This is a genomic window from Kribbella rubisoli (genome assembly GCF_004217145.1).
GTDB classification, from domain to species: domain Bacteria; phylum Actinomycetota; class Actinomycetes; order Propionibacteriales; family Kribbellaceae; genus Kribbella; species Kribbella rubisoli.
Window position 1 is genome coordinate 79,593 of record NZ_SHKR01000002.1, and the last position, 25,128, is coordinate 104,720.

Genomic DNA, 25,128 nt, shown 5'->3' on the forward strand with positions numbered 1-25,128 from the left:
TAGAAGGTTCAACTGAACCGGTCGGCGCTGTTCTGCGTATCTGATGGTGAAAGGAGCTATTGATGAAAACCACAGTATTGTTGCTAGGAGCAACCGTGGCCGCGGTTGGAACGCTGGCCGCGTGCGGAGGCAACAACACCGCTCAGACAAGCACCGGCGGAGCTGCTGCCGGGGCTGCGGTATCGGTCCAGAACGTGAGCGGAGTCGGCCAGACGCTGGTCGACTCGTCCGGGAAGACGCTGTACTTCGCCGACCAGGAGGCCGGCGGGATGATCAAGTGCACCGGCAACTGCCTGAGCTTCTGGATGCCGGCCACAGGTACCGCCGCCGACGCGAAGTCGGTGACCGGCCTGGCCGTCACGAAGCGCTCCGACACCGGCGCCGACCAGCTGACCTTCCAGGGCAAGCCGCTCTACACCTTCAAACTCGACACCGGCGCCGGCAAGGCCCAAGGCAACAACGTCACCGATTCCTTCTCCGGCACGAGCTTCACCTGGCACGCCGCTGCCACTACGGCAGCGGCGCCCACCCAGGCTCCGTCCAGCTCATCCGGCGGTGGCGGCGGCTACGGCTACTGATCCTCGACCAGGACGCGAACATCCCACGGCCCGAGCTCGAGCTTGCCGTTCGTGGGCCGGTCCGCGAGCACGTCGCGGGCCGGACCGGGGATCTTGAGGTCGACACTGTCCCACGACCAGTTGTGGACGAACCGGAGCCGCCGTCCGTCCGCAGCGGTCGCGGACGTCACGGTCACACTGCTCGGCCGCTCGGACCATGAGTCGGGCTTGATCCACCGGAACAGGTCTGCGGCGAGTGCCGGATTGGGAACTGTGCCGACGTACGTGATCCGGCCGGATCCGTAGGCCCGTGTGGTGATCGCCGGCCATCTGGCGAAGTGTGGATCGTCATAGCCGACCAGTACCTCGGCGCCGTCGAGCTGAAGCCCGTCTACCCAGCGAGTTGCGGCTGCGTCGTCCCCGAGCTCCAGGCCGGCACCCTGAACGGACAGGTCTGCGTCGAGATTGCTGTACTCGTCGTACCGGACACCGGCTGCGGCCGACAGCCTGGCGGGCTGGACGTCGGTGCGGACTCGCGCTTCGTGGTCGGCGTACGCCGTGCGCGGTCCGACGACCAGGTGCCCGCCGGCTTCGGCGTACGCGACCAACCGGTCCAGCAGGTCGTCGTCGGCCAGATAGAGCGCAGGTACGACGAGAATCGGGTGCTCCTCGACCGACCCCGTGAACTGACTCGTGTGCAGGATGCGGACCTGGAGGCCGGCGTCGAAAGCCCCACGATAGAAGGGATCGAAGAAGCCGTCGTACGAGCGTTCGTCCGGGCTGCCGTCCTCCTGCGCGAGCGCCGGGTACTTCTGCATCAGCCACTTGCTGGGCAGCGAGTACAGCATCGTCACGTCATTGTCCGGGGTGATGCCGGCAACCAATGAGCCGGCGGCTTCGAACTCCGCACCCAGCTGTGCGATCTCCCGGTAGACCCGCCCCGGTTCGCCACTGTGGGGAAGGACTCCACCCCAATAGGTCTCGGCACCGAAGTGCAGCGTGTGCCAGTGCCAGTACTCGATCATCCTGGCGCCACGAGACACCAGGGCCCATGCTGCCTGGCGCCACTGGCCGTCGTACGCCGGATGGTTGCTCCACGGGGACCCGATGGACTGCGCGTTGGTCTCCGTGACGAGAAACGGCTGCTGCTGGGACGAATACATCCGGTCTGCACTGAGGTAGAGCGCCCAGGTGCCAGTAGTGGTCCAGCCCTGCCGCGCCGGACCGTGAGGTGGGTGCAGCAGGCCGTCCTGCATCGCGTAGTACGCGTTGCCGGTGGTGACGTCCAGACGCCGTACCAGCTCGTCGTCGGCGACGGCCGGGCGGTCGTAGGCGATGCACGTGGTGACGAACTGGTCCGTCCGCGAGTACTCGCGGACGATGTCAGCCTGCCAGCCGATGAACTCCGTTGTCTGATCTGCCTGGAACTGCCGCCACGCCACGTCGTACTGCGGCTGGACGTTGCCATCGGGAGTCCACAGGTCGGCCCAGTCCGACAGGCGGTGCGACCAGTAGACGAGGCCCCAGGCCTCGTTCAGGCTCTGGACGTCGCCGTACTTGTGCCGGAGGCTGTCCACGAAGCGCTGGAAGACGCCGTGGTTGTGGAGCAGCTCGTTCCCCGGTTCGTTGTCGACCTGGAACCCGATCACGGCGGGATGCCCGGCGTACCGGTCGGCGATCTTCCGGATCACCCGCTCGGCGTGGAACCGGTAGCCGGGGTGGGTGAAGTCCATCTCCTGCCGCGCGCCCCACCCGATCCGCTGACCTGTCTTCCGCTCGCCGGTGATCTCCGGATACAACCGCACCAGCCACGGCGGCACGGCGTACGTCGGAGTGCCGAGGACGACCGCGATACCGCGCCGGTGCGCGCCGTCGAGGACGGGTTGCAGCCAGTCGAGGTCGAAGCGGCCGTTCTCCGGCTCCCAGGTCGACCAGACGGACTCGCCGACCCGGATCACCGAGAAGCGCGCCGCGGCCATCAGGTCGAGATCCCGCTCGAGGCGGTCGTGGGGTTGGTATTCGTGATAGTACGCAGCTCCGAAAAGCACCCGCTCGTGCACGGTTTCTCCAATAATAGAAGGGAATCAGGCCTTGACGCCGCCGGCCGCCAGCCCGGACTGCCAGTACCGCTGCAGCAGGAGGAAGGCGGCGATCAGCGGTAGTACGGACAGGAACGAGCCGGTGATGACCAGCGAGAGCACGGCTCCGGTCGTGCCGCCGCCGGCGCTGGCCTGGGACGACCACGCGGCCAGCCCCACGGTGATCGGATACAGATCCGGGTTGTTGAGCATGATCAGCGGCAGGAAGTAGTTGTTCCAGGTTGCGACCAGGGTGAACAGCAGCACCGTGACAATGCCCGGCGCGAGCATCCGGAGTGCGACCTGGAAGAAGATCCGGAACTCACCGGCGCCGTCGATCCGGGCCGCCTCGATGATGCCGTCCGGTACGGCGTCCTGCGCGTAGATCCGCATCAGGTACAGCCCGAACGGGCTCACCAGCGACGGCAGGATGATCGCCAGCGGCGTGTTCACCAGCCCGGCCTTGCTGAACAACAGGTACGTCGGGATCGCGAGGGCCGTCGTCGGCACCATGATCGCGCCGAGCACGGCCCCGAACATCGCCGCGTTCCCACGGAACCGGTACTTGGCGAAACCGTATCCGCCCAGAGCACACAGGAACGCGGCCCCACCGGCACTCACCACCGCGTAGAAGACGGTGTTGCCCATCCAGCGGGTGAAGACCCATCCGTCGTTCGTCACGGTCTGTTTGATGTTCGAGAACAGGGAGATGTCGTGCGCGAACCACAGGCCGAAGCTCGAGAACAGGTCGCCGACCGTCTTGGTAGACGCGACGAACAGCCAGAACAGCGGTAGCAGGAAGTAGATCAGCAGGACCGCCATGGCGATGGTCAGCGCGTTGCTGCGGCGACCGGTCATGCTCGGCTCCTTCTGGTGGTGATGAACAGGACGGCGTAGGACGCGATGACGATGACCGCGCCGAGCAGGAACGAGACCGCGGCGGCGTAGTTCACTTCCTGGCCGGTGAAGGCGAGCGTGTAGGCGTAGAGGTTGGGCGTATATCCGCTGTCGATCACACTCGGCGCCAGCCGCTGCATCAGCTGGGGCTCGTTGAACAGCTGGAAGCTGCCGATGACCGAGAAGATCACGCAGATCAGGAGAGCGGGCCGCAGCGCCGGGATCTTGATGCTCCACGCGGTCCGGATCGCGCCCGCGCCGTCGACGGCCGCGGCCTCGTACAGGTCGTGCGGGACCGCGCGCAGAGCGGCGTACAGGATGATCATGTTGTAGCCGGTGAACTCCCAGGTGACGACGTTCGCGAGTGAGCCGAGCATCCAATCGGGGGTGAGGAACTTCGGTGCGGCCGCCCCGACCTTGTCGGCGAGCTGGGCGAACGGGCCGAAGTCGCGGCCGTACAGATAGCCCCACATGAGTGCCGCGACGACGCTCGGCACGGCGTACGGCAGGAAGATTCCCAACCGGAACAGCTTCGCGACGCGCAGCAGGCCGCTGTCGATGGCCAATGCCGCCAGCAGCGCGATCACGAGCATGATCGGGACCTGGATCAGGAAGAACAACGCGACCCGGCCCACGCCGTGCAAGAGCCGAGGATCGGTGAGAGCGCGGGTGTAGTTGCCGATCCCGGCGAAGACCGTCCCGCCGATCAACCGCTCCTGGAAGAGGCTGAGGTACGCCGCGTAGGCGAGGGGGAGGACCAGCATGGCGACGAACACCAGCATGAACGGTGCCACGAACAGGTAGCCGGTCCGGCCGTGGGTCACGCCGTGCCGTCGCTGCCGATGGCCCTGACTGCGGCCCGGGGCCCGCGCCCCGAGCCGCCGATCGGCGGTGTCGACACTCATTGGTCGACCTTGAAGCCCTGGTTCTGGGCGTACTTCGTGGTCCGTTGCTGCCATTGATCGAGCGCCGAGCTGGTGTCGGTCTTGTTCGCGAACGACTTGCCGACGGTCTCGTTCCAGTCGCTGACGGTCTGATCCAGGAACGGCGGCCACTGGAACTTCGTGTCCACGGTGTCGCTGATCCCGGCGAACAGCTTGTTCACCGGCTGGCCGCCGTAGAAAGGCAGCGGCCGGTCGACGAACGAGGTGTCTGCCAGCAGTGCTTTCGTGACCGGGAACAGGAACTGCTGGGTCGCGAACATCTTGGCCGACTCCGGATCGGTGTTGATGAACTCGGCCAGCTTCGCCGCGGCGATCGGGTTCTTCGTGCCCTGGACGACGGCAGTCGTCGAGCCGCCCCAGTTCCCGGAGACGTTCTTACCGGCGTCCCACTGGGGGAGCGGCGCGGCTCGCCACTTGCCGCTGGTCGCCTTCGCGCTGCCCTCCAGGAAGACCGGGCCCCAGGCGGCAGTGAGCCAGGTGGCGTACTTGCCCCGGTTCAGCGCCTGGTACCACGCGTCGTTGAAGTCGGCGTCGGCCGAGACCGAGCCGTCCTTGATCAGACCGCTCCAGTAGTCGGCGACCTTCTTGGACCCGTCGCCGTTGAGGTCGATCTTGACCGAGTCGGCGCTCGGCGTCTCGAACGGCTTCACCCCGGCCTGCCACAGCATCCCGAACCACACTCCGGCCTGGCTCTGCGCGAGGTTCGTCATCGACACGTTCGGGTCCGCGGCGTGCAGTTTGCGGGCGGCCGCCGCGAACTCGTCCCAGGTCTTCGGTACGGCGATGCCGTACTTGTCGAAGATGTCCTTGCGGTACAGCATCCCCATCGGCCCGCTGTCCTGCGGAACCGCCCACACCTGACCGCCGGACCCGACCACCTGCTGCCAGGTCCACGGCACGAACTGGTCCTTGAGCGCCTCGGCGCCGTACGGGCGCAGGTCCAGCAGGCTCTTGGTGAGCGCGAACGTCGGGATGTACTGGAACTCGATCTGGACCGCGTCGGGGAAACCGGTCCCGGCCTTGAGCGCCGTGCGCAGCTTGGTGTACTGCGGTGTGCCCTGGCCGGCATTGACCACCTTCACCTTGATCGCCGGGTACTTCTTCTGGAACAGGTCGACCTCCTTCTGGATGTTCGGCACCCAGGTCCAGAAGGTGAGATCGGTCGGTGTGGTCATGGCCTTGTCGATGTCGGACTGGCTGACGGCTTGCGCCTGGCTCGCGCTGCCGGACGATGACCCACTACCTCCACCGCAGGCGGCCAGAGCCAGCGCGGCGGCGAGGGCGAGGGCGGTTCCGACGGCTGTGCGTCGGCGAATTCGGTTGATGATCACTGCGAACAACTCCTCGAGTCGTGACAAGGCGGTGTCCGGGCACGGGCCTCGGCCGGCATGCCTGACAGGGGTACGGCGCTCAGCGCGCCGGACGTGAATGCGGCGATCAGCCGGCCGGATGCGGCGCGGCGGTGGAGTGGCGGACGACGAGCCGGAGCGGTGGTGGCTCCGGGAGCGGCGAGCGGTCGCCGGTAGGCGACTCGATCTCGGTGACCAGGTTCGCGATCCCGCGGTCGACGTGGACGTCGAAATCCTGCGGGACGGTGGTGAGGGGCGGCGTCAGGAACGCCGCGGAGGGGATGTCGTCGAAGCCGACGACGCTGACATCCCCGGGGACCGAACGGCCGGCCTCGGTGAGCGCACGCAGTACTCCGATGGCCATGTCGTCGTTGGCGACGAAGATCGCGGTGACATCGGGATTCGCTGCCAGTTCACGGCCGGCGGCGTAGCCGGAAGCAGGCAACCAATCGCCTTCCAGCACAGGGGGTTCGGGCGCACCGGCAGCCGCGAGCGCCTGGCGCCAGCCCGCCAGCCGGTCCTGGGCGGCCCACCAGCGCTGGGGGCCGGCGACATGCCAGACCGTCCGGTGCCCGAGGCCGAGTAGGTGTTCGGTCGCGCTCCGGCCGGCGCCTACGTTGTCGCCGCCGGTGACCAGGTTCGGCTTCGCGCTGAGGCCGGGCAACCGGCCGAAGCTCAGCACCGGGAGATCGGCCTCGATCGGTACGCCGTCGCCCTCGTCGATCGGTTCGGACAGGATGATCCCGTCCACACCTTGCTCGAGCAGGTGCTCGACCGCGTCGGCGATGGTGTCCCCTTCGAGGGTGTTCACGATCGTGACCGAGTAACCGGTCGTCCGCAGCGCCCGTTCGACCGCCACCAGTTGGGTCGACGGACCGAACAGCGCCGTACCGAGGCAGACCACCCCGATCCGCTTGGTCTTGCCGGAGTTCAGTGCCCTGGCGGCGTCGTTGCGGCGGTATCCGAGCTCCCGCATGGCTGCCTGGACCCGGAGCCGGACCTCCTCCTTCACGTACGGCTCGCCGTTCAGGACCCGGGAGACGGTCTTCTGGGAGACACCTGCGAGGCGCGCGACGTCCGTACTGCCAGGACGCCGCGCCCGGCCGCTGCTGCTCGACTTCGCCTCGCTCATGTGTCCTCCTCTCTGACTGCGTAGTCAGAATGTGTCTACGTAGTCAGAGAGTCAATCCCCAGAGATCAGACTGTGACCTGGAACACAGCATCCGGACGACTGTTCAGTCGTGCTCGGTCAGTTTGATGATGGGGAGTTCGCGGTCGGTCTTCTGTTGATAGCCGGCGAAGCGTGGGGCGATTGCGATGATTCGCTCCCACTCTTCGGCCCGCGCGGCGCCGTGGAGTTGCTCGGCGCGGACGTCGATCGTCTTGTTGCCGACCTCGATCCGGACCTGGTCGGGATGGGCGGCCAGGTTGTAGTACCACGCCGGGTTGCCCGGAGCGCCGGCTGCGGAGGCGATGAGCAGCCGGCTGCCGTCGGCGGCCGGGAGCCAGCTGACCGGTGTCACCCGTACCTCACCGGACCTGCGTCCGATCGTGTGCAGGACCAAGATGTCGATGCCGATCACCCTGCCGCCCCGGCGGCGGATCACAGGGGCCACAAGTTTGTTCAGCAAGCGCCAGGCGCGGCCGTTCGGCTGCCGAGCGCCACGGGTGCCGGCTCGGCTGTCGAAGCTCACCCCGTTACGGTCTCATGCTCCGTGCGGGTCGTGGTGACCGTGTCGTCATAGGTGAAGGGCTTGCCCTCGAGGTTGAAGCTCCAGGACGTGGTCGGCCTGATCCGCAGGTAGCTGCCCGGGCCGAAGCGGCCGGTGCGTTCGACCAGTTCGGCCTCGCCGTAGATCCGCAGGTAGCGGGGGACCCACGGATCGGTCGACGGGAGGTCGTCGAGGATCACGGCGACCTTGGTGTTGCCGGCCCGCACGTTGCGGAACTTCCGCGTCCGCACCGGGTCGACGCCGCCGATGTAGAGGTGCGTGCCGTCGTACTCGAATCCGACCGGTACGGCGTCCGGCTGCCCGTCGGAGCCGACCGTGGCGAGCCGCGCGATGCGCTGGGATTTCAGGTACTCGAGTTCCTCGTCGCTGAAAGCCATCGATTCTCCTCGATAGTTAATGGCCTTAACTGTATGCATCGTTGACTATACATGCCCTGTACCGTGGTGCTGTGAGTGAGACGGAGATCGCTCCGGTCGAGCAGCTGGACGCGGCGGGCAATCTGATCCAGCTGAGCGGGCTGGTGCAGAGCATCTACGCGCGCGTCTCCGACCGGCACGATCTGACGCCCGTTCAGGCCAAGCTGCTGTGCGTGCTGCTCAGCGGCCCGCGCGGGATGGCTGAGTTGGCGGCGTGCTTCGGCGTCGAGAAGGCTGCGCTCACCGGGCTGATGGACCGGGCCGAGAAGCGTGGTCTGGCCGAGCGTTCCGCGGTCCCGGGCAATCGGCGGGCGCTCCAGGTCAATCTCACCGATGCGGGTCGCCGGGCCGCGAAGGCCTTCCACGCCGACATCGGCGAGGCGCTGAATGGGCTGATGGCGGACCTGACTGCCGCAGATCGCGAGCAGTTCAGCACCACGATGGCCGGCATCATCGCCAGCTGCCGCACCGGCGCCGGCCCTTGCTGAGCGTCCCAGCCGATGAACCGTCGCGGCTGAGAGACAGCGTTTTCCTATACGATCTCAGCGTGTCCAAGCCGCTGAGTTCCTGAGGTGTCCGCCGTCGTCGGTGCGTTCGGCGCGCTGGTCGCGGTTGCCGTGCTCGGGTACGTCGTCGGCCTCCTCGGCGTACTGCGTTCGCAGGACGAGCTGGTTCTGTCCCGGTTGGCGTTCTTCGTCGCGACGCCGGCGCTGCTGTTCACCACGGTCGCGCGGGCGGATCTGCGGGCGATCTTCTCGGTCGTGCTGGTCACCAACCTGCTGAGTCTGTTCGTGGTCCAGGTCGTGTTCCTCGTCGTGGCGGCCGCGATCTGGCGGCGCACGCGGTCGGAAGCGACGATCGGCGTGCTCGCGTCGTCGTACGTGAACGCCGGGAACCTCGGCGTACCGGTCGCGGCGTACGTGCTGGGGAACGGTGCGTTGGTCGCGCCAATCGTGTTGTTCCAGGTCGTGATCATGGCGCCGATCGCGTTCGCCGTACTGGACCATGATCAGCAGGGGAGCGGGCGCCGGGTGTCGGTGCAGACCATGCTGACGCGGCCGTTCCGCAATCCGCTGACCGTGGCGTCGTTGCTCGGGTTGCTGTTTTCGTTGCTGGGCGTGCGATTGCCGGAGGTCGTGATGCGGCCGATCGACCTGGTTGCCGCCGCGGCGGTGCCGGTTGCGCTGGTCGCTTACGGGTTGAGCCTGAGCGCGGGGACGAAGGACTCGATCACGTTGCGGCGGGACGTCGTACTCGCGGTGCTGCTGAAGACGTTCGTGCAACCACTGGTCGCCTACACCATCGCCCGCTGGGTCCTGGACCTCCACGGCCCCGCACTACTGGCCCCGACTCTGCTGGCCGCGCTACCTACCGCCCAGAACGTTTACGTCTACGCCGTCCATTACAGAGCGAGCCGGACGCTCGCGCGGAGCGCCGTCCTGCTGAGCACGTTGCTGTCGATCCCGGTCATGATCCTGATCGCGGGACTTCTGGCCTGAGTCAGCGCCGGTCAGCGCATGGCTTTGAAGGCTTCTTCGGCGACCGGCTCGACCTTGTCGACGTTGACGCCTTCGTTCGCGGACTGGGCGATGACCGTGAGGGTGTTCGAGCCGCGGTAGCACTGGGTCGGCAGATTGCCGGACGACTCGACGCAGGTCGACTTGCCGATCTTCTTGATCTTGTCCGGGGTCGCGCCGGAGTCGGCGACGGTCTTGTCGATGTCGACCTTGCCGCGCAGCGCGATGATCACGAACAGGCGATCGCCGTCGAGACTCCCGTACGCCTCGACCGTCACCTGCTTGCCGTTGTTGATCCGGCTCAACGCCTCTCGGGTCTGGTCGAGGCCGGCCTGGTCGCGGATCGTCTTGTCGGTGATCCGGTCGAGCCCGGCCAGCTTCGCCGGCGGGGTGATCCCGCGTTCGGTGTTCAGCCGGTTGAGCGGCCCGAGACCCCAGATGTACCCGAGCAACGCCAACGCGAGCAGCACGACGACCGCCGCCGCGACCGTGACCCACGGCCCCCGGACCTTGATCCGCCGCCACCACTTCTTCCTCGGCTGCCCGGCCGCGCCATCAGCCTTCGTGTCCCCAGCCGTTTCCCCAACAGTCATCACGGCCCCGGCCGGGTTGTCGGCCCCGGCAGAACTCTCGGCCCCGGCAGGCTTCTCGGCCGTGGCCGGGACGGCGGCCAGCTCGGCGGTGTCGGCGCCGGCGTCGGCCGTGGTGACGGCCTCCTCCGCCGGCGTCGGATCCGCCGGGGTGGTGGGGTCGCTCATGGGTTGGCTCCTCGGACGTTCGGTCGCGGGGTTCGGACCCGATGCTTCCACATCAGCACAAACCGATCTCGCAGGGTAGTCGTTCCGCCACACGCGCCGGCGCCCGCCTCCACCGCGACACGCGCCGATGCCCGCCTCCACGGCGACACGCGCCGGTGCCCGCCTCCACGGCGACACGCGCCGGTGCCCGCCTCCGCCGGAGACGGGCACCAGCAGACGAGCACCGGGTGTCGGGCACCGGGAGACGTGTCAGAGCGCGGCGACGACCTTGACTGCTTCGGAGTCGTCGGCGTGCCAGACGATCTCGCCGGTGATCCGGCCCGCGGCGCGCAGGTCCGGCTCGGCGCGCTCGGCCAGCTCCAGCCGCGCGGCCGGACCGGTGACCTCGACCTTGCTGACCTCGGTCTTCATCGAGACCTGCGCCTCGGACTTCGCCCCGCGAATCCCCGCGAGAACCTCCGACACCGCGTCCAGAACCTCAGGCTCCTGCGCCGGGACCGCGAGATCGACATCCGGCTGCGGCCAGCTGGTCAGGTGGATCGAACCCTCCTGCCACCACGACCAGACCTCCTCGGTCGCGAACGGCAGGTACGGCGCGAGCAGCCGCAACTGGACCGACAACGCAACGGCGAGCGCCGCCTTCGCGGAGGCTGCGGCGGCGTCACCCTGACCGCCGTACGCACGCTCCTTGACCAGCTCGACGTAGTCGTCGCAGAACGTCCAGAAGAACCGCTCGCTGACCTCCAGCGCACCGGTGTAGTCGAACCGCTCGAAGGCCGCCGTCGCATCGGAGACGACCGAACGCAGCCGCTGCAGCATCGCCAGGTCGACCGGCTCGGTGACCGCGGACGTGTCGACCGTCGTCGCCCCGAACCCGAGAACGAACTTCGACGCGTTCAGGACCTTGATCGCGAGCCGCCGCCCGACCTTCATCTGCGACTCGTCGAACGGAGAGTCCATCCCCGGCCGGGCCATCGCCGCGCGCCACCGGACCGCGTCGGCGCCGAACTTGTCCAGGATCTCGGTCGGGACGACCGCGTTGCCCTTGGACTTCGACATCTTCTTCCGGTCCGGGTCGACGACGAACCCGGAGATCATCGACCGCGCCCACGGCAGCGTGCCGTTCTCGAAGTGGGCCCGGACGACGCGGGAGAACAGCCAGGTGCGGATGATCTCGTGCGCGTGCGTGTTCAGGTCCATCGGGAAGGTACGCCGGAACAGGTCGTCGTCGCGCTCCCAGCCGCAGGCGATATGCGGGGAGAGCGACGACGTCGCCCAGGTGTCCATCACATCGGGGTCGGCCTCGAACCCGCCCGGCTTGCCGCGCTGGGACTCGTCGTACCCCCGCGGTGCCTGCGAGGTCGGGTCGATCGGCAGCTCGGCCTCGGCCGGCATCAGCGGGTGCGCGTAGTCGGGCTCGCCGTCGGCGTCCAGCGGATACCAGACCGGGAACGGGACGCCGAAGTACCGCTGGCGGGAGATCAGCCAGTCGCCGTTCAGCCCCTCGACCCAGTTCAGGTAGCGGTGGCGCATGTGCTCCGGGACCCAGGCGAGCTCCTCGCCGCGCTCGAGGAACTCCTGCTTGAGCCCCTCGTCGCGGCCGCCGTTGGTGATGTACCACTGCCGGGTGGAGACGATCTCGAGCGGCTTGTCGCCGTTCTCGTAGAAGTTCGCCATCCGCTCGGTGGGCTTCGGCTCGCCGTCCAGGTCGCCGCCCTCGCGCAGCTTCGCCACGATCAGCTCGCGGGCGCTGAAGACGGTCTTGCCGGCCAGCTCGCCGTACAGCTCCGCGGAGTCCTCGAGCCAGGCCGGGGTCTCGCGCAGGAACCGGCCGTCGCGGCCGATGACGGTCCGGACCGGCAGCTGCAGCTCGCGCCACCACTGGATGTCGGTCTGGTCGCCGAAGGTGCAGCACATCGCGATACCGGCGCCCTTGTCCATCTCGGCGGCCGGGTGGGACAGGACCGGGACCTCGACGCCGAACAGCGGCGACTTCACGGTCGTCCCGAACAGGTGCTTGTAGCGGTCGTCGTCGGGGTGGGCGATCAGCGCGACACAGGCCGGGATCAGCTCGGGCCGGGTGGTCTCGACGTAGATCGGCCCGTCGGCGCCGTGGAACGCGATCCGGTGGTAGGCGCCCGGATACGGCCGGGCCTCCATCTCGGCCTGCGCGACAGCGGTCTGGAACGTGACGTCCCAGACGGTCGGCGCCTCGGCCAGATACGCCTCGCCGCGGGCGAAGTTGCGTAGGAAAGCGCGCTGCGACGTACGCCGGGAGTCCTCGGAGATCGTGGTGTAAAGGTGCTCCCAGTCGACGCTCAGGCCGACCGTCCGCCACATCGACTCGAACGCCTGCTCGTCGATATGAGTGAGCTCACCGCACAGGTCGACGAAGTTCTGCCGGGCGATCGGGATCTGCTTCTTCGGGTCCGGCTTGGCCGGCGGGGTGAAGTCCGCGTCGTACGGCATCGAGGGGTCGCACTTGACGCCGTAGTAGTTCTGGACCCGGCGCTCGGTCGGCAGGCCGTTGTCGTCCCACCCGATCGGGTAGAAGACCTTCTTCCCGCGCATCCGCTGGAACCGCGCGACCAGGTCGGTATGGGTGTAGCTGAAGATGTGCCCGACGTGCAACGATCCGGAGACCGTCGGCGGTGGCGTGTCGATCGAGAACACGTCGGCCCGCTCGGCGGTGCGGTCGAAGGCGTAGGTCTGCTGCTCCTTCCATACGGCAGCCCACTTCTCCTCGAGGCCTTCGAGGGTGGGCTTGTCTGGAACGCGGGACGTCTGGCTCATGCGCACAATCGTAGTGGTTGTCAAGGGGTGCTCCGAACGCTTATCCACACCCCCCACCTAGACTGAGCATTCTGATGAGCGACCTCTCTTATGCCGACGTGTCGGCCCTGCTCCAGGCGCGCTGGCCGGAGCACAAGATCGAGCCTTCCCTGGACCGGGTTCGGCGGCTCGTCGAGCTGCTCGGCGACCCCCAGAAGGCCTACCCGGTGGTGCACCTGACGGGGACCAACGGCAAGACGTCCACGGCCCGGATGATCGACACCCTGCTGCGTGAGGCGGGGCTACGGACCGGCCGTTTCACCAGCCCGCACCTGGAGTCTGTGCGCGAGCGGATCACGCTGGACGGCGAGCCGATCAGCGAGGAGCGCTTCGTCGAGGCGTACGCCGAGATCGCGCCGTACCTCGACGTCGTCGACGCCGAGCAGGAGCACCCGCTGACGTTCTTCGAGGTGATGACCGGCATGGCGTACGCCGTGTTCGCGGACGCACCGGTCGACGTCGCGGTGGTCGAGGTCGGTCTGGGCGGGTCGTGGGACTCGACCAACGTCGCCGACGGAACGGTCTCGGTGATCACGCCGATCGCCGTCGACCACGCGCACATCCTCGGCGCGGATCCGGTCACGATCGCCGGCGAGAAGGCCGGCATCATCAAAGCCGGCGGTACGACGGTGATGTCGCAGCAGAGCCTGGAGGTCTTCGAGGTCCTGCTCCGCCGGGCCGCCGAGGTCGGCTCGCAGGTCGCCCGCGAAGGGATCGAGTTCGGCGTCGTCAACCGCACGCTCGCGGTCGGCGGTCAGGTCATCTCGGTGAAGGGCCTCGGCGGCGAGTACGACGAGCTGTTCATCCCGCTGCACGGCGAGTTCCAGGCGCACAACGCCGCCACCGCCGTCGCCGCGGTCGAGGCGCTGCTCGGCGCCAGCCCCGAGACCGAGGGCCGGGTCACCACCGAGCTGCTGCAGGCCGGGTTCGCCGAGGTCACCAGCCCGGGCCGGTTGGAGGTTGTCCGGCAGAGCCCGACGATCGTCGTGGACGCCGCGCACAACCCGCACGGCGCCGAGGCGACCGCGGCCGCGGTCTCGGAGGCGTTCCAGTTCCAGCCGCTGATCGGCGTCCTCGGCTGCATGAAGGACAAGGACGTGTACGGCGTCCTCGAGGCCTACGAGCCGATCATGGAAACGATCGTCTGCACCCGGAACAGCTTCGTCGAGCGCTCGATGCCGGCCGAGGAGCTGGGTGAGCTCGCGGCCGAGGTGTTCGGCGAGGACCGGGTGGTGGTCCGCCCGCACCTGATCGACGCGATCGACGACGCGATCCGGCTGGCCGAGGAGAACTCGGTCGCGTTCGGCAGCGGCGGCGTACTGATCACCGGCTCTGTCATTACTGCCGGCGAGGCCCGCGCGCTGCTGGTCCGCAAGCCGAAGGGCGAGGAGTAATGAGGTCGCTCGCATCGATCGTGCTCGGGTTCGAGTCGATCGTGCTCGCGCTCGTCACGCCGGTGATGATCTCGGTCGCCGACATCCGGCCCGCGGTCGCCGTGCCGGTCTGCCTCGGTCTTGCCGTGCTCGCGATCCTCGCGGCCGGACTGCTCCGGTTCCAGGTCGGGTACGTGCTCGGCTCGGTGGTCCAGGTCGGCGCGGTCGGACTCGGCTTCGTCGTCTCGGTGATGTTCGTCCTCGGCCTGGCGTTCGCGGCCTTCTGGGTCGCCGCGATCGTCCTCGGCCGCCGCATCGAAGAGGCCAAGAAAGCGCACGAGCAGTTAGGCTCGGCGGCCCAGACAAATTCGAGAGAGAGTTGACAGATGTCGCAGCGCACCCTCGTCCTGCTGAAGCCCGACACGGTCCGCCGCGGCCTGGTCGGTGAGGTGCTCGGCCGGTTCGAGGCCAAGGGGCTCCGGATCGTCGCGATGGACCTGCGCACGATCGACGGCGAGATGGCCGACCAGCACTACGCCGAGCACGTCGAGAAGGCCTTCTACCCTCCGCTGCGCGACTTCGTCACCAGCGGCCCGCTGGTCGCGATGGTGCTCGAGGGTGACGAGGCGATCGAGGTCATCCGCGCCGCCAACGGCGCCACCGACGGCCGCAAGGCCGCGCCCGGCACCATCCGCGGCGACTTCTCGCTGTCGAACCGCGAGAACCTCGTCCACGGCTCCGACTCCGAGGAGTCCGCGAGCCGCGAGATCAAGATCTGGTTCCCCGACCTGCCTTGATCACAAGGCCGTTCGCGCTCGGGAGGCCAGTGCGGACGCCAGGTGAGTAAGCGGATACGATACGTGCCGGACGGACCGGTCGTGTCGGTCCACGGGCTTTGCGCGGGCGGCGCTTAGCCTGAGTTGGGGTCGAGTGGGAGGTGCCGCGGTGGCGAACAGCATGCTCGGCCGCGACATGGCGGTCGACCTCGGAACGGCGAACACCTTGGTGTATGTGCGTGGGCGGGGCGTCGTGCTGAACGAGCCGTCCGTGGTCGCGACCAGGACGGACGACCCGCGCGAAGCGGTCGCGTTCGGTCACGAGGCGAAGAAGATGATCGGGCGGACACCGGGCAACATCACCGCGATCCGGCCGCTCAAGGACGGCGTGATCGCCGACTTCGACGCAGCGGAGCAGATGCTGCGGTACTTCATCCAGCGCGTGCACCGCCGGCGGTACTTCGCGAAGCCGCGGATCGTCGTCTGCGTCCCGTCCGGGATCACCGCGGTCGAGCAGCGCGCGGTCCGTGACGCCGGGTACATGGCCGGCGCCCGCAAGGTCTACATCATCGAGGAGCCGATGGCCGCCGCGCTCGGCTCGAACCTCGAGGTCCGCGACGCCACCGGCAACATGGTCGTCGACATCGGCGGCGGTACGACGGAGGTCGCGGTCATCTCGTTCGGCGGCATCGTCACCAGCCAGTCGATCCGGGTGGCCGGCGACGCCATCGACAAGTCGATCGTGAACTACTGCAAGAAGGAGTTCTCGCTGCTGCTCGGCGAGGCGACCTCGGAGCAGATCAAGATGACGATCGGGTCGGCGTTCCCGACCACCGACGGCCCGGACAGCGAGATCCGCGGCCGCGACATGGTCTCCGGCCTGCCGCGGACGGTGAAGGTCTCCTCGGCAGATATGCGCCAGGCGATCGAGGAGCCGATCACCGCGATCGTCGACGCGGTCAAGGCGACGCTGGACAAGACCCCGCCGGAGCTGGCCGGCGACATCGTCGACCGCGGCATCGTGCTGACCGGCGGCGGCGCGCTGCTCAAGGGGATGGACGAGCGGCTGCGGCACGAGACCGGCATCCCGATCCACGTCGCGGAGAATCCGCTCGACGCCGTCGTCCTCGGCGCCGGCAAGTGCGTGGACAACATCGAGACCCTCAACCGCATCCTGGTCACCGACAACCGGCGCTGAGGTCCACCCGATGCTCAAAGACCTCGGTACCCCGGCCCGCAGCGCGATCCGTTCGGCAGGCGCCCCGCTCCGTGCGACCGGCATGCCGCGTCAGATCCGCCGCCGCCGGACCGTGCTGGTGCTGGTGATCCTGGCCTGTTTCACGCTGATCGTGCTCGACGCCCGCCGCTCGGCCGGTTCGCCGGTCGAGCCGCTGCGGGAGGCCGCGGCCGGCGTGTTCGGCCCGCTGGAGTCGACCGCGAGCTCGGCCCGGCAGCCTGTGGACAATCTCCGCGACCGGTTCGCGGAAATGGATAGGTTGAAAGCAGAGAACGAAAAACTCAAGCAGGACAACGAGAATCTGACCCAGGAGCTGAACACCTCCGACTACGCCCGGAACCGGGCGCAGGAGTTGGACAAGCTGCTCAAGGTCGCGCCGGCGTACACGATGACGCCGGCCCGGGTGATCGGGATCGGTGGCGCGCAGACGTTCAGCCACACGGTCACGATCGACGCCGGGACGGCGGACGGCGTGCACACGGACATGACTGTGATGAACGGGACCGGTCTGGTCGGCCGGGTGGTGCGCACCACCGCGGGGACCGCGACCGTGCTGCTGATCGGCGACCGCAACTCGACCGTCGGCGGCCGGCTGAACTCGTCGATGGCGCTCGGCTTCGTCTCCGGGCGCGGCGACGTGGCCGGCACCCTCGACTACAAGCTCGTCGACCCGAAGGCCCGGCCCAAGGTCGGGGACCGGATCGTCACCTGGGGCTCGAGCGGCAACGCGCCGTACGTGCCGGGTGTCCCGATCGGCGTCGTCACCTCCGTGACGCCGAACGAAGGCTCCCTCGGATCCACCGCAACCATCAAGCCGTACGTCGACCCGACCCGGATCGACACTGTCGGCGTGGTCACCGGACCACCCGCCCGCCCACCGCGAGCCCCACTACCAGGGAAGGGGAACTGACACCGTGATCGCTTTACGCATCGGCCTGGCTGCCCTCTTCCTGATGGTGGCCGTGACCGTGCAGACATCCGTGCTGACCAACATCGCGGTCGCCGGCGTGACGTGTGACCTCACGCTGATCGTCGTGATCGCACTCGCGCTGTCCCGTGGGCCGGAGTGGGGCGCGATCGCCGGATTCGTCGGCGGCCTGCTGCTGGACGTCGTGCCGCCGGCGGACCACACCGCCGGCCGCTGGGCCCTGGCGCTCGCGATCGCGGGGTACGTCGCCGGCCTGATCCGCCGCGAGACCTCCAGCGGGCCGGTCGGTCCGCTCGGTGTTGCGCTGACGGTCGTGCTCGGGACGGCGGTCTCGTTCTTCATCTACAGCGCGACCGGCTCGCTGCTGCACGACCCGTCGGTCGACTGGGGCGAGTTCGGCGTCCGCCTCGGCATCGCCGCCGGGTACGACGTGGTCGGCGCGATCGTGGTGATTCCGCTGGTCATGTGGATCATGGGCCGCGTCCAACCCGCCCGCGAGCGGCGAGTCGCGCCGTGAACGAGCGAAGCGAGTTCATCATCAAGCACAGCGCGTCTCGTGCCTCATCCGCGCCCGGAGCGAAGCGAGGACGTGGATGAGCTTGGACGGCTTCGAGGCCCCGCTGAAGGCCCGATTGCGGTTGTTCGTGATCGGAGTGCTGGTTTTCTCCTTGCTGTGCACGCTTTTCGGCCGTCTCTGGTACATGCAGGTGATGTCGAGCGCCGACTACACCCAGGCCGCGACCGCCCAGCACATCCGGCAGGTCCTGATCCCGGCCCCGCGCGGCACGATCGTCGACTCGCAGGGCCGGACGCTGGTCGGCAACCGGGTCTCGCTGATGATCACGGTCGACCGGTCCGTGCTCGCCAAACTCCCCGACAGCCAGCAGAACGTCGTCCTCTCTCGCCTGGCGAAGGTGCTCGGCCAGAAGCCCGCCGACCTCAAAGCCCGCACGATGCTGTGCGGCGAGCCAGGCGCGTCCAAACCACCTGCCTGCTGGAACGGCACGCCGTACCAGCCGATCCCGGTGGCGAAGGACGTCAGCGAGCAGGTCGCGATCGACGTGATGGAGCGCCGCGAGGACTTCCCGGGGATCGCCGCCGACTCGCAGACGCTCCGCGCGTACCCCGAGCCGTACAAGGTGAACGCGGCGCACATCCTCGGGTACCTGTCGCCGATCACCACCGGAGAGCTCGAGGACATGGACAAGGCCGGGCAGGACTCGGTCCCGCACCGGTCCGACCTGGTCGGTCGCGCCGGCATCGAGCGTTCGTACGACAAGCTGCTGCGCGGCACGCCCGGCGAGAAGGACGTGATCGTCGACGCGGTCGGGTACACCACCGGCATCAAGAAGCAGACCGCGCCGGTCCCGGGCGCGACGCTCGTGACCACCATCGATGCGCGGATCCAGGCGTCGGTCGAGGCCAACCTGAAGAGCGCGATCATGACCGCGCGCAAGCAGACCGACCCGGTCACCCACAAGAAGTACGTGGCCGACTCCGGTGCCGCGGTGGTCATGGACACCAAGACCGGCCGGGTCGTCGCGATGGCCAGCTACCCGACGTACGACCCGGGCGTGTGGGTCGGCGGCATCAGCCAGCGCGAGCTCGACGCTTTGTACTCGACGAAGTCGGGCACGCCGCTGGTCTCCCGCGCGCTGCAGGCCCAGCTGGCGCCGGGCTCGACGTTCAAGCCGATCACGACCTCGGCCGCGCTGAGCGCCGGATACAGCACGAAGACCCGGCTCGACTGCTCGTCGTACTTCGAGGTCGGCAACCGCCGGTTCAAGAACTACGAGTCGGCCTCCTACGGGATGATCGGCTTCGACCGGGCGCTGGCCTTGTCCTGCGACACGTTCTTCTACCGGGTCGCGTATGCGCTCTGGCTGAAGGAGGGCGGCAACTCCAGCGACATCAGCACGTATGACCCGCTGGTCGAGATGGCGAAGAAGTTCGGCCTCGGTAAGCCGACCGGGATCGACCTGCCCGGCGAGGCGACCGGCCGGATCGCGGACCGCCAGTGGAAGAAGACGTACTACGACTCGATGAAGGACTACTACTGCAAGCTGTCGGCCAATCCGCCGGCCGGCACGTCAGCCTTCCTCAAGCAGTTCGCCCGCGAGTTCTGCGTCGACGGGTACAAGTACCGCGCCGGTGACGCGGTGAACTTCGCGATCGGCCAGGGCGACACCACCGTCACCCCACTGCAGCTCGCGACCGTGTACTCCGCCCTGTCGAACGGCGGCACCCTCTTCGAGCCGCGCGTCGTCCAGTCGTGGGTCGGCGCGAACGGCAAGCCGCACGAGATCAAGCCGGCGGTGAAGGCGAAGCTCCCGGTCGCGAAGAACACCTTGAAGTACATCGACACCGCGCTGAAGCAGACCACGATCAGCGGCACGGCGGCCTGGAAGTTCCAGGGCTTCCCGCTCGACAAGATCCCGGTCCGCGCCAAGACCGGTACGGCCGAGGTCTACGGCAAGCAGACGACGTCCTGGCTGGCGTCGTACACCGATCGGTATGCCGTGGTGATGATGATCAGCCAGGCCGGAACCGGTTCGGGCGCCGGCGGTGACGCGGTCCGCAAGATCTACGAGACGCTGTACAACATCAAGCCGGCGCCGCCGCCCGGGCAAGAGAAGCCGAAGCAGTGAGGGCGCGCAGATGGCAACCCTGACTCCGATCCGGATGCGATCGCGGATGGACCGGCGGTCGACCGTGTGGCAGGTGGACTGGGTCCTCGTGCTGGCCGTCGTCGCGCTGTCGTTCCTGGGCGCGATGCTGATCTGGTCCGCGACCCACAACCGGACCTCACTGACCGACGGCAACCAGTACGCGTTCCTCGTCCGGCACGCGCTGAACTTCGCGATCGGCCTGATCCTCGCGATCGGCGCCGCCGTCACCGACCATCGCCGGGTCCGCATCCTCGCCCCGGTCCTGTACGCCGCCTCGATCGTCGGACTGATCCTGGTCCTCGTGCCCGGCGTCGGCTCGACGATCAACGGCTCACGGTCGTGGATCCAGCTGCCGTTCATGTCGATCCAGCCGAGCGAGTTCGCCAAGCTCGCGGTGATCGTCGGGATGGCGCTGCTGATCGCGGAGAAGGGCGAGACCGACCGCAATGAGAACGCCCGGACCGTCGATGTCGCGCAGGCGGTAGCGGTCGCCGCGCTCCCGGTGATCCTGGTGATGCTGCAGCCCGACCTCGGCACGGTGATGGTGCTCGGCTCGATCGTGTTCGGGATCATCGCGGTCTCCGGCGTGCCTAAACGGTGGATGCTCGGTCTGCTCACCGCGGGCGTGCTTGTCGCGACGATCGCGATCAAGCTGCACATCCTGAAGCAGTACCAGATCTCCCGCTTCATCGCGTTCGCGCATCCGTCGTCGGATCCGCAAGGCATCGGGTACAACGTGAACCAGGCCCGGATCGCGATCGGGAACGGCGGCGTCTTCGGGCAGGGACTGTTCCACGGCGGCCAGACCCAGAACGCGTTCGTCCCCGAGCAACACACCGACTTCGTCTTCACGGTCGCGGGGGAGGAGCTCGGGCTGATCGGCGCCGGCGCGATCATCGTGCTGTTCGCGGTGATCTTGTTCCGCGGGCTGCGGATCGCGATCAACGCGCGGGACGCGTTCGGCCGGCTGGTTGCGACCGGGATCGTCTGCTGGTTCGCGTTCCAGGCGTTCGAGAACATCGGCATGACGCTCGGCATCATGCCGGTCACCGGCCTCCCGCTGCCGTTCGTGTCGTACGGCGGTTCCTCGATGTTCGCCTGCCTGCTCGCCGTCGGCCTGCTGCAGAACATTCACCTGAGGTCCCACCGCTACTGACCGAGGAGCTGACACGTCAGGTACGCTCCCAGCGCGCTCCTCAGTCCAGTCCGAGAGGCACCATGACCAGGTACGTGTCGTTCCCGCTCGCCCTCGCCGCCGCCCTCACGCTGTCCCTCACCGCCTGCGGCGGAGATGACGACAAGAAGGACGCCGGTACGGCGCTCACGCCCACCCCGAGCTCGACGCCCAGCGCGCCGTCGTCCACGTCGACCGTGCCGGTGACCCGGACGGCCGACGAGCTGACCAAGGCGCTGCTCGAGCTCAACGACCTGCCGAGCGGGTTCTCCCAGGAGAAGGACGAAGCCGACAACGGCTCGAAGCCGTTCTCGTCGTCGAGCAGCCGCTGCAAGACGCTGGTCAAATACCTGAACGCCACCAAGGCTCCCGGGTCGAAGGCGAGCGTGACCCGCACCTTCACCGGCGGCCAGGAAGGCCCGTACATCGACTACGGCCTCGACTCGATGGGCACCGCCGCCGAGGTCGACGACCTGCGCGATTCGTACGCGAAGGCCGTCGACTCCTGCACCAAGGTGACGCTGAAGACCGAGGGCGCCGGCAACACCTCGATGAAGGTCGAGAAGATCACCGCCCCGGCGTACGGCACGAAGCCGTTCGCGTTCCAGCTCACCGGCACCAGCGGGCCCAAGCGCGGCCTCGAGTACACCGCGGCCGTCACCGGCGTCGGCGACGTGATCATCTCCGTCGGCGTGCTCGCCGGCCAGGGCGGCGAACTCGAGCCGGCGACCGAGGCAGCCGTCACGAAGGCGCGGCAGGTCCTCAAGCCTGCGTGACCGGAGTCACACCGGTCACTGTCACGCCGGCGTCGTGTGCCGCCGTCGTGTTGGCATGGAAGAGCGGATGAGTTTCAGGAAGGTCTCGCCGGCCGGCTTCCGGGCCGTGTACGGCGTGGAGAACTATGTGCAAGGCGTTCTGGACCACACGTTGCTGCACCTGATCAAGGTCAGGGCGTCGATGCTCAACGGCTGCGCGTACTGCCTCGACATGCACACGACGGACGCGTTGAAGGAGGGCGAGAGCAGCCAGCGCCTGTTCGGGCTGGCGGCCTGGCGCGAGTCCTCGTTCTACGACGAGCGGGAGCGTGCCGCGTTGGCCCTGACCGATGCGGTCACAGTGCTCGAGCGTCACGGCGTACCGGATGACGTCTGGGACGCGGTGGTCGAGCACTTCGGTCAGGAGGGGGCTGCGAACGTGCTCCTCGCGATTGGCACCATCAACCTGTGGACCCGTCTGAACGTCGCGACCCGGAGACAGCCGGAACTGGCCGGTTGATCCTGCAGGAGTTCGAGTCTGCGCGCGGCATGCTCGCCGGCCTCGCGTACCGGCTGCTGGGCAGCTGGCACGACGCCGAGGACGTGCTGCAGGACGCGTACGTCCGCTGGTCCGCCGCCGACCGCACCGATGTGGCCGAGCCGCGTCGCTACCTGACCCGGGTGGTGACGCGGCTGTCCGTCGACGTACTCCGCACCAGGCAGGCGCGCCGCGAGAGCTACGCCGGCGAGTGGCTGCCAGAGCCGGTCTCCGCGGATGCGCTGGAGCTCGAGGACCTCTCGATGGCGCTCCTGCACCTGATGGAGCGACTCACTCCGCCGCAGCGCGCTGTCTACGTACTGCGCACCGCCTTCACCCTCCCGTACGACGACATCGCCGAGATCCTCGACCGTACGCCGGAACACTGCCGCCAACTCCACCGCCGCGCAGTCCAAGGGCTCGACCTGGATCGAGCGCGGTTCGAACCGACGATCGAGGAGCAGCAGCGGCTCCTGCTCGACTTCGTCGCGGCTGCCCGCGACGGCGACCTCGTCCGGCTGGAGGCGATGCTGAAGGATTCCGTCACTTCGTGGACTGACGGCGGCGGCGTACGCCGCGCGGCACGCAAGCCGGTAGTCGGGCGCGCGAAGGTGGCCCAGTTCTTCACCCACATCTACGGTCGCCCCGCGCTGAGCGTCGTACCGCTCGACCTGGTCACCGGTCCGGCCCTGGACGTTCAGATCGACGGCAGACGCCACGTCCTGGTGCTGGACGTCGATGCTGGCCAGATCGCAGGCATCCGGGTCGTCGCCAGTCCGGCCAAGTTGTCTGCCCTGGACGATCAGCGGCGTTCGTAGATCAGAGCGGCATGATCGTCGTGCGGCGGTGGTGTTCGAAGACGACCGAGCTGCGGATGTCGGCGATCTCCTGGCGTTTGGCCAGGGCGAGGACAAGGTCGCGCAAGGCCTGGGTGTCCTTGACGGCGACGTGGGCGAGGAAGTCCGAGGCGCCCGAGACCATGAACATGTCCAGGGTCTGCGGGAGCTGCATCACGTAGTCCTGGAACGCGGTCGCGACCGCCATCGCCTGCGGCCGGAGCTTGATCGAGATGATCGCCTGGGTGGACCGGTCGATCGCCTGCAGATCCACCTCCGCCCGGTACCCGCGGATCACCCCGCGGTCGCGCAGCCCGCGGATCCGCTCGAGACACGTCGACGGCGCGATCCCGAGCTCCGCGGCCATGTCCCGGTTGGTCCGCCGGGCGTCGTTCTGCAGCATCCGCAGCAGCGCCGTATCAAGTTCGTCCATGACACGAAGTTTTGCAGATCTGCCGAACGATGTTCGGATCACGGAGTACGGCGCCGTGCGTCCGGCTAGCTTTGCCACCGTGCTGACGAACAAGATGGTCGTGGTCATCGCCGCCGAGACGCCGATCGGCGTGGCCCTCAACACGGCTGCCCTGCTCGGCGTAGGCCTCGGCCACCACCACGACAGCGTGGTCGGCCCCGACACCGTCGACGCCTCCGGCGAAGTCCACACGGGCATGTGCGCCTACCCGATCCCGGTACTGCGAGGCACGGTCGAGCAGCTCCACGACCTTCGCAGCCAGGCCGCGGCCCGACCGGACGTCACCGTCCACGACATGCACGAGGCCGCCCAAAAGGCCCGCACCTACGACCAGATGTCCGAGACCCTGGCCGGCACCAAACCCGAGGACATCACCTACCTGGGTCTGGCCCTCTACGGCCCGCGCGCAGCCGTGGACTCGCTCACCGGAGCTCTGGGTCTCTACCGCTAGCCTGCCGACTTCGTAGGGTGGCTGCATGCGACTCAACTACGTGGAGACCGGTCCGGCTGACGCGCCCGTGGTGCTGCTCGGCTCGTCCCTGGGCGCGAATCAGACGATGTGGGCGCCACAGGTGGACGTGCTCGCCAAGCGGTTCCGGGTGATCGCGTTCGATCATCGCGGCCACGGCGAGTCCGAGGTCCCCGAAGGCCCGTACACGATCGACGACCTCGGCGGCGATGTCGTGGAGTTGCTCGACACCCTCGAGATCGAGCAGGCGTCGTACGTCGGAATCTCGCTCGGCGGCTCTGTCGGCCTGTGGCTGGCGCAGCACGCGCCCGAGCGACTCCACCGCCTGGTGGCGATCTGCCCGCCGTCCAACACCGCGGCCAACCCCGAGGTGTGGACCGACCGCGCCGCGCAGGTCCGCGCCGAAGGCACCCAGTCGATCACCGACGCGACCCTCGGCCGCTGGTTCCTCCCCGACTTCAAGGAAGACCTCGAGCCCGTCCGGCAGATGCTCCTCGACTGCTCCGACGAGGGTTACGCCGCCTGCTGCGAGGCGGTCAGCGCGCTGAACCTCCTCCCCGGCCTCAAGGACATCACCGCCCCGGTCCTCCTCATCACCACCGACTCGGACCAATCCGTCCCGCCGGAAACCGTCGTACCCCTCGCCTCCGAGATCCCCGGCGCCCACCTCGAAATCATCGAGAACGCCGCCCACCTGGTCACCTACTCCCACTCCGACACCATCAACCCCCTGCTCCTCGCCCACCTCGCCTGAGTGCGCGATTCCGGCGTACGGGAGGCTCGGCGTTAGGCTGGTAGGCGCTCTGATCGCTGACTGGAA

26 protein-coding genes are annotated in these 25,128 nt (G+C 68.1%); 16 read left to right on the top strand and 10 right to left on the bottom strand.

Annotated features, from left to right (window positions below):
* Positions 1-62: 62 nt before the first annotated feature.
* Entirely contained in the window at positions 63-578 is a 516-nt protein-coding gene (locus tag EV645_RS01340; RefSeq protein WP_130438868.1) for a COG4315 family predicted lipoprotein, read from the top strand.
* Here the strand turns inward: EV645_RS01340 and EV645_RS01345 are convergent.
* From EV645_RS01345 to EV645_RS01375, 7 genes are all read right to left on the bottom strand, one after another.
* Positions 572-2,617, bottom strand: coding sequence for a beta-galactosidase (locus EV645_RS01345; RefSeq protein WP_198681409.1), 2,046 nt, complete (start codon positions 2,615-2,617; stop codon positions 572-574). The genes EV645_RS01340 and EV645_RS01345 overlap by 7 nt on opposite strands.
* A gap of 24 nt (positions 2,618-2,641) precedes the next feature.
* On the bottom strand, positions 2,642-3,493 hold the full coding sequence (locus EV645_RS01350; protein WP_198681410.1) for a carbohydrate ABC transporter permease: 852 nt from the start codon (positions 3,491-3,493) through the stop codon (positions 2,642-2,644).
* Positions 3,490-4,437, bottom strand: a complete 948-nt coding sequence (locus tag EV645_RS01355; RefSeq protein ID WP_130438870.1) for a carbohydrate ABC transporter permease — start codon at positions 4,435-4,437, stop codon at positions 3,490-3,492. Before EV645_RS01355 ends, EV645_RS01350 begins: the two co-directional genes overlap by 4 nt.
* On the bottom strand, positions 4,434-5,807 hold the full coding sequence (locus EV645_RS01360) for an extracellular solute-binding protein (protein WP_198681411.1): 1,374 nt from the start codon (positions 5,805-5,807) through the stop codon (positions 4,434-4,436). The genes EV645_RS01355 and EV645_RS01360 overlap by 4 nt, the downstream gene beginning before the upstream one ends.
* Positions 5,808-5,913: 106 nt before the next feature.
* Complete coding sequence (locus tag EV645_RS01365) at positions 5,914-6,957, bottom strand: LacI family DNA-binding transcriptional regulator (RefSeq protein WP_130438872.1); 1,044 nt, start codon at positions 6,955-6,957, stop codon at positions 5,914-5,916.
* 103 nt (positions 6,958-7,060) lie between these two features.
* The gene (locus EV645_RS01370) at positions 7,061-7,519 is read right to left on the bottom strand and encodes a nitroreductase/quinone reductase family protein (RefSeq protein ID WP_130438874.1); all 459 of its coding nucleotides are present in this window, start codon (positions 7,517-7,519) and stop codon (positions 7,061-7,063) included.
* Entirely contained in the window at positions 7,516-7,935 is a 420-nt protein-coding gene (locus EV645_RS01375) for a PPOX class F420-dependent oxidoreductase (protein WP_130438876.1), read from the bottom strand. Before EV645_RS01375 ends, EV645_RS01370 begins: the two co-directional genes overlap by 4 nt.
* 71 nt (positions 7,936-8,006) lie before the next feature.
* Between EV645_RS01375 and EV645_RS01380 the strand changes: the two genes are divergently transcribed.
* Both EV645_RS01380 and EV645_RS01385 read left to right on the top strand, forming a co-directional pair.
* Complete coding sequence (locus EV645_RS01380; protein ID WP_157996987.1) at positions 8,007-8,462, top strand: MarR family winged helix-turn-helix transcriptional regulator; 456 nt, start codon at positions 8,007-8,009, stop codon at positions 8,460-8,462.
* Between the two features lie 84 nt (positions 8,463-8,546).
* Positions 8,547-9,473: an AEC family transporter gene (locus EV645_RS01385; protein ID WP_130438880.1), complete on the top strand. Its 927-nt coding sequence runs from the start codon at positions 8,547-8,549 to the stop codon at positions 9,471-9,473.
* Between the two features lie 11 nt (positions 9,474-9,484).
* Here the strand turns inward: EV645_RS01385 and EV645_RS01390 are convergent, their stop codons facing one another.
* Positions 9,485-10,249 carry a hypothetical protein gene (locus EV645_RS01390; RefSeq protein ID WP_242000136.1) on the bottom strand — a complete coding sequence of 255 codons (765 nt, stop codon included), beginning with the start codon at positions 10,247-10,249 and terminating at the stop codon, positions 9,485-9,487.
* Between the two features lie 249 nt (positions 10,250-10,498).
* On the bottom strand, positions 10,499-13,042 hold the full coding sequence (gene valS / locus EV645_RS01395) for a valine--tRNA ligase (protein ID WP_130438882.1): 2,544 nt from the start codon (positions 13,040-13,042) through the stop codon (positions 10,499-10,501).
* A 74-nt stretch (positions 13,043-13,116) separates the two neighbouring features.
* Here valS and EV645_RS01400 point away from each other — a divergent pair, with 74 nt between their 5' ends.
* The 11 genes from EV645_RS01400 (at position 13,117) to EV645_RS01450 (ending at position 23,349) form a co-directional block, all read left to right on the top strand.
* Positions 13,117-14,475, top strand: a complete 1,359-nt coding sequence (locus EV645_RS01400; RefSeq protein ID WP_130438884.1) for a bifunctional folylpolyglutamate synthase/dihydrofolate synthase — start codon at positions 13,117-13,119, stop codon at positions 14,473-14,475.
* Positions 14,475-14,837, top strand: coding sequence for a DUF4233 domain-containing protein (locus tag EV645_RS01405; protein ID WP_130438886.1), 363 nt, complete (start codon positions 14,475-14,477; stop codon positions 14,835-14,837). Before EV645_RS01400 ends, EV645_RS01405 begins: the two co-directional genes overlap by 1 nt.
* Before the next feature lie 3 nt (positions 14,838-14,840).
* The gene (ndk, locus tag EV645_RS01410; protein WP_130438888.1) at positions 14,841-15,251 is read left to right on the top strand and encodes a nucleoside-diphosphate kinase; all 411 of its coding nucleotides are present in this window, start codon (positions 14,841-14,843) and stop codon (positions 15,249-15,251) included.
* 148 nt (positions 15,252-15,399) lie between these two features.
* Positions 15,400-16,428 (top strand): rod shape-determining protein, encoded by a 1,029-nt coding sequence (gene mreB / locus EV645_RS01415; protein WP_277876961.1) that lies wholly within the window; start codon positions 15,400-15,402, stop codon positions 16,426-16,428.
* Positions 16,429-16,438: 10 nt separating this feature from the next.
* Complete coding sequence (mreC, locus tag EV645_RS01420; RefSeq protein ID WP_130438890.1) at positions 16,439-17,377, top strand: rod shape-determining protein MreC; 939 nt, start codon at positions 16,439-16,441, stop codon at positions 17,375-17,377.
* A 4-nt stretch (positions 17,378-17,381) separates the two neighbouring features.
* Positions 17,382-17,912, top strand: a complete 531-nt coding sequence (gene mreD / locus EV645_RS01425) for a rod shape-determining protein MreD (protein ID WP_130438892.1) — start codon at positions 17,382-17,384, stop codon at positions 17,910-17,912.
* Between the two features lie 76 nt (positions 17,913-17,988).
* Positions 17,989-20,043 (top strand): penicillin-binding protein 2, encoded by a 2,055-nt coding sequence (gene mrdA, locus EV645_RS01430; protein ID WP_130438894.1) that lies wholly within the window; start codon positions 17,989-17,991, stop codon positions 20,041-20,043.
* A 10-nt stretch (positions 20,044-20,053) separates the two neighbouring features.
* Positions 20,054-21,220: a rod shape-determining protein RodA gene (gene rodA / locus EV645_RS01435; RefSeq protein ID WP_130438896.1), complete on the top strand. Its 1,167-nt coding sequence runs from the start codon at positions 20,054-20,056 to the stop codon at positions 21,218-21,220.
* Positions 21,221-21,282: 62 nt separating this feature from the next.
* Complete coding sequence (locus tag EV645_RS01440; protein ID WP_130438898.1) at positions 21,283-22,014, top strand: hypothetical protein; 732 nt, start codon at positions 21,283-21,285, stop codon at positions 22,012-22,014.
* A gap of 67 nt (positions 22,015-22,081) precedes the next feature.
* On the top strand, positions 22,082-22,513 hold the full coding sequence (locus tag EV645_RS01445) for a carboxymuconolactone decarboxylase family protein (RefSeq protein WP_130438900.1): 432 nt from the start codon (positions 22,082-22,084) through the stop codon (positions 22,511-22,513).
* Positions 22,462-23,349, top strand: a complete 888-nt coding sequence (locus EV645_RS01450) for a sigma-70 family RNA polymerase sigma factor (protein ID WP_198681412.1) — start codon at positions 22,462-22,464, stop codon at positions 23,347-23,349. Before EV645_RS01445 ends, EV645_RS01450 begins: the two co-directional genes overlap by 52 nt.
* Position 23,350: 1 nt before the next feature.
* Here the strand turns inward: EV645_RS01450 and EV645_RS01455 are convergent, their stop codons facing one another.
* Entirely contained in the window at positions 23,351-23,800 is a 450-nt protein-coding gene (locus tag EV645_RS01455) for an Lrp/AsnC family transcriptional regulator (RefSeq protein WP_130438902.1), read from the bottom strand.
* Between EV645_RS01455 and EV645_RS01460 the strand changes: the two genes are divergently transcribed.
* Both EV645_RS01460 and pcaD read left to right on the top strand, forming a co-directional pair.
* Entirely contained in the window at positions 23,799-24,290 is a 492-nt protein-coding gene (locus tag EV645_RS01460; protein ID WP_157996988.1) for a DUF2000 domain-containing protein, read from the top strand. The two genes, EV645_RS01455 and EV645_RS01460, sit on opposite strands and share 2 nt — an antisense overlap.
* A gap of 25 nt (positions 24,291-24,315) precedes the next feature.
* A complete protein-coding gene (pcaD, locus tag EV645_RS01465; protein WP_130438906.1) occupies positions 24,316-25,062 on the top strand; it encodes a 3-oxoadipate enol-lactonase in 747 nt (248 codons plus the stop codon).
* Positions 25,063-25,128: the final 66 nt, after the last annotated feature.

Bases quoted from the DNA above. Each gene is read 5' to 3' on its own strand.
- EV645_RS01340 (WP_130438868.1), top strand. From the start codon at position 63: ATGAAAACCACAGTATTGTTGCTAGGAGCAACCGTGGCCGCGGTTGGA.
- EV645_RS01350 (WP_198681410.1), bottom strand. From the start codon at position 3,493: ATGACCGGTCGCCGCAGCAACGCGCTGACCATCGCCATGGCGGTCCTG.
- EV645_RS01355 (WP_130438870.1), bottom strand. From the start codon at position 4,437: ATGAGTGTCGACACCGCCGATCGGCGGCTCGGGGCGCGGGCCCCGGGC.
- EV645_RS01365 (WP_130438872.1), bottom strand. From the start codon at position 6,957: ATGAGCGAGGCGAAGTCGAGCAGCAGCGGCCGGGCGCGGCGTCCTGGC.
- EV645_RS01375 (WP_130438876.1), bottom strand. From the start codon at position 7,935: ATGGCTTTCAGCGACGAGGAACTCGAGTACCTGAAATCCCAGCGCATC.
- EV645_RS01390 (WP_242000136.1), bottom strand. From the start codon at position 10,249: ATGAGCGACCCCACCACCCCGGCGGATCCGACGCCGGCGGAGGAGGCC.
- valS (WP_130438882.1), bottom strand. From the start codon at position 13,042: ATGAGCCAGACGTCCCGCGTTCCAGACAAGCCCACCCTCGAAGGCCTC.
- EV645_RS01400 (WP_130438884.1), top strand. From the start codon at position 13,117: ATGAGCGACCTCTCTTATGCCGACGTGTCGGCCCTGCTCCAGGCGCGC.
- EV645_RS01405 (WP_130438886.1), top strand. From the start codon at position 14,475: ATGAGGTCGCTCGCATCGATCGTGCTCGGGTTCGAGTCGATCGTGCTC.
- ndk (WP_130438888.1), top strand. From the start codon at position 14,841: ATGTCGCAGCGCACCCTCGTCCTGCTGAAGCCCGACACGGTCCGCCGC.
- mreC (WP_130438890.1), top strand. From the start codon at position 16,439: ATGCTCAAAGACCTCGGTACCCCGGCCCGCAGCGCGATCCGTTCGGCA.
- mrdA (WP_130438894.1), top strand. From the start codon at position 17,989: ATGAGCTTGGACGGCTTCGAGGCCCCGCTGAAGGCCCGATTGCGGTTG.
- rodA (WP_130438896.1), top strand. From the start codon at position 20,054: ATGGCAACCCTGACTCCGATCCGGATGCGATCGCGGATGGACCGGCGG.
- EV645_RS01440 (WP_130438898.1), top strand. From the start codon at position 21,283: ATGACCAGGTACGTGTCGTTCCCGCTCGCCCTCGCCGCCGCCCTCACG.
- EV645_RS01445 (WP_130438900.1), top strand. From the start codon at position 22,082: ATGAGTTTCAGGAAGGTCTCGCCGGCCGGCTTCCGGGCCGTGTACGGC.
- EV645_RS01460 (WP_157996988.1), top strand. From the start codon at position 23,799: ATGACACGAAGTTTTGCAGATCTGCCGAACGATGTTCGGATCACGGAG.
- EV645_RS01455 (WP_130438902.1), bottom strand. From the start codon at position 23,800: ATGGACGAACTTGATACGGCGCTGCTGCGGATGCTGCAGAACGACGCC.
- pcaD (WP_130438906.1), top strand. From the start codon at position 24,316: ATGCGACTCAACTACGTGGAGACCGGTCCGGCTGACGCGCCCGTGGTG.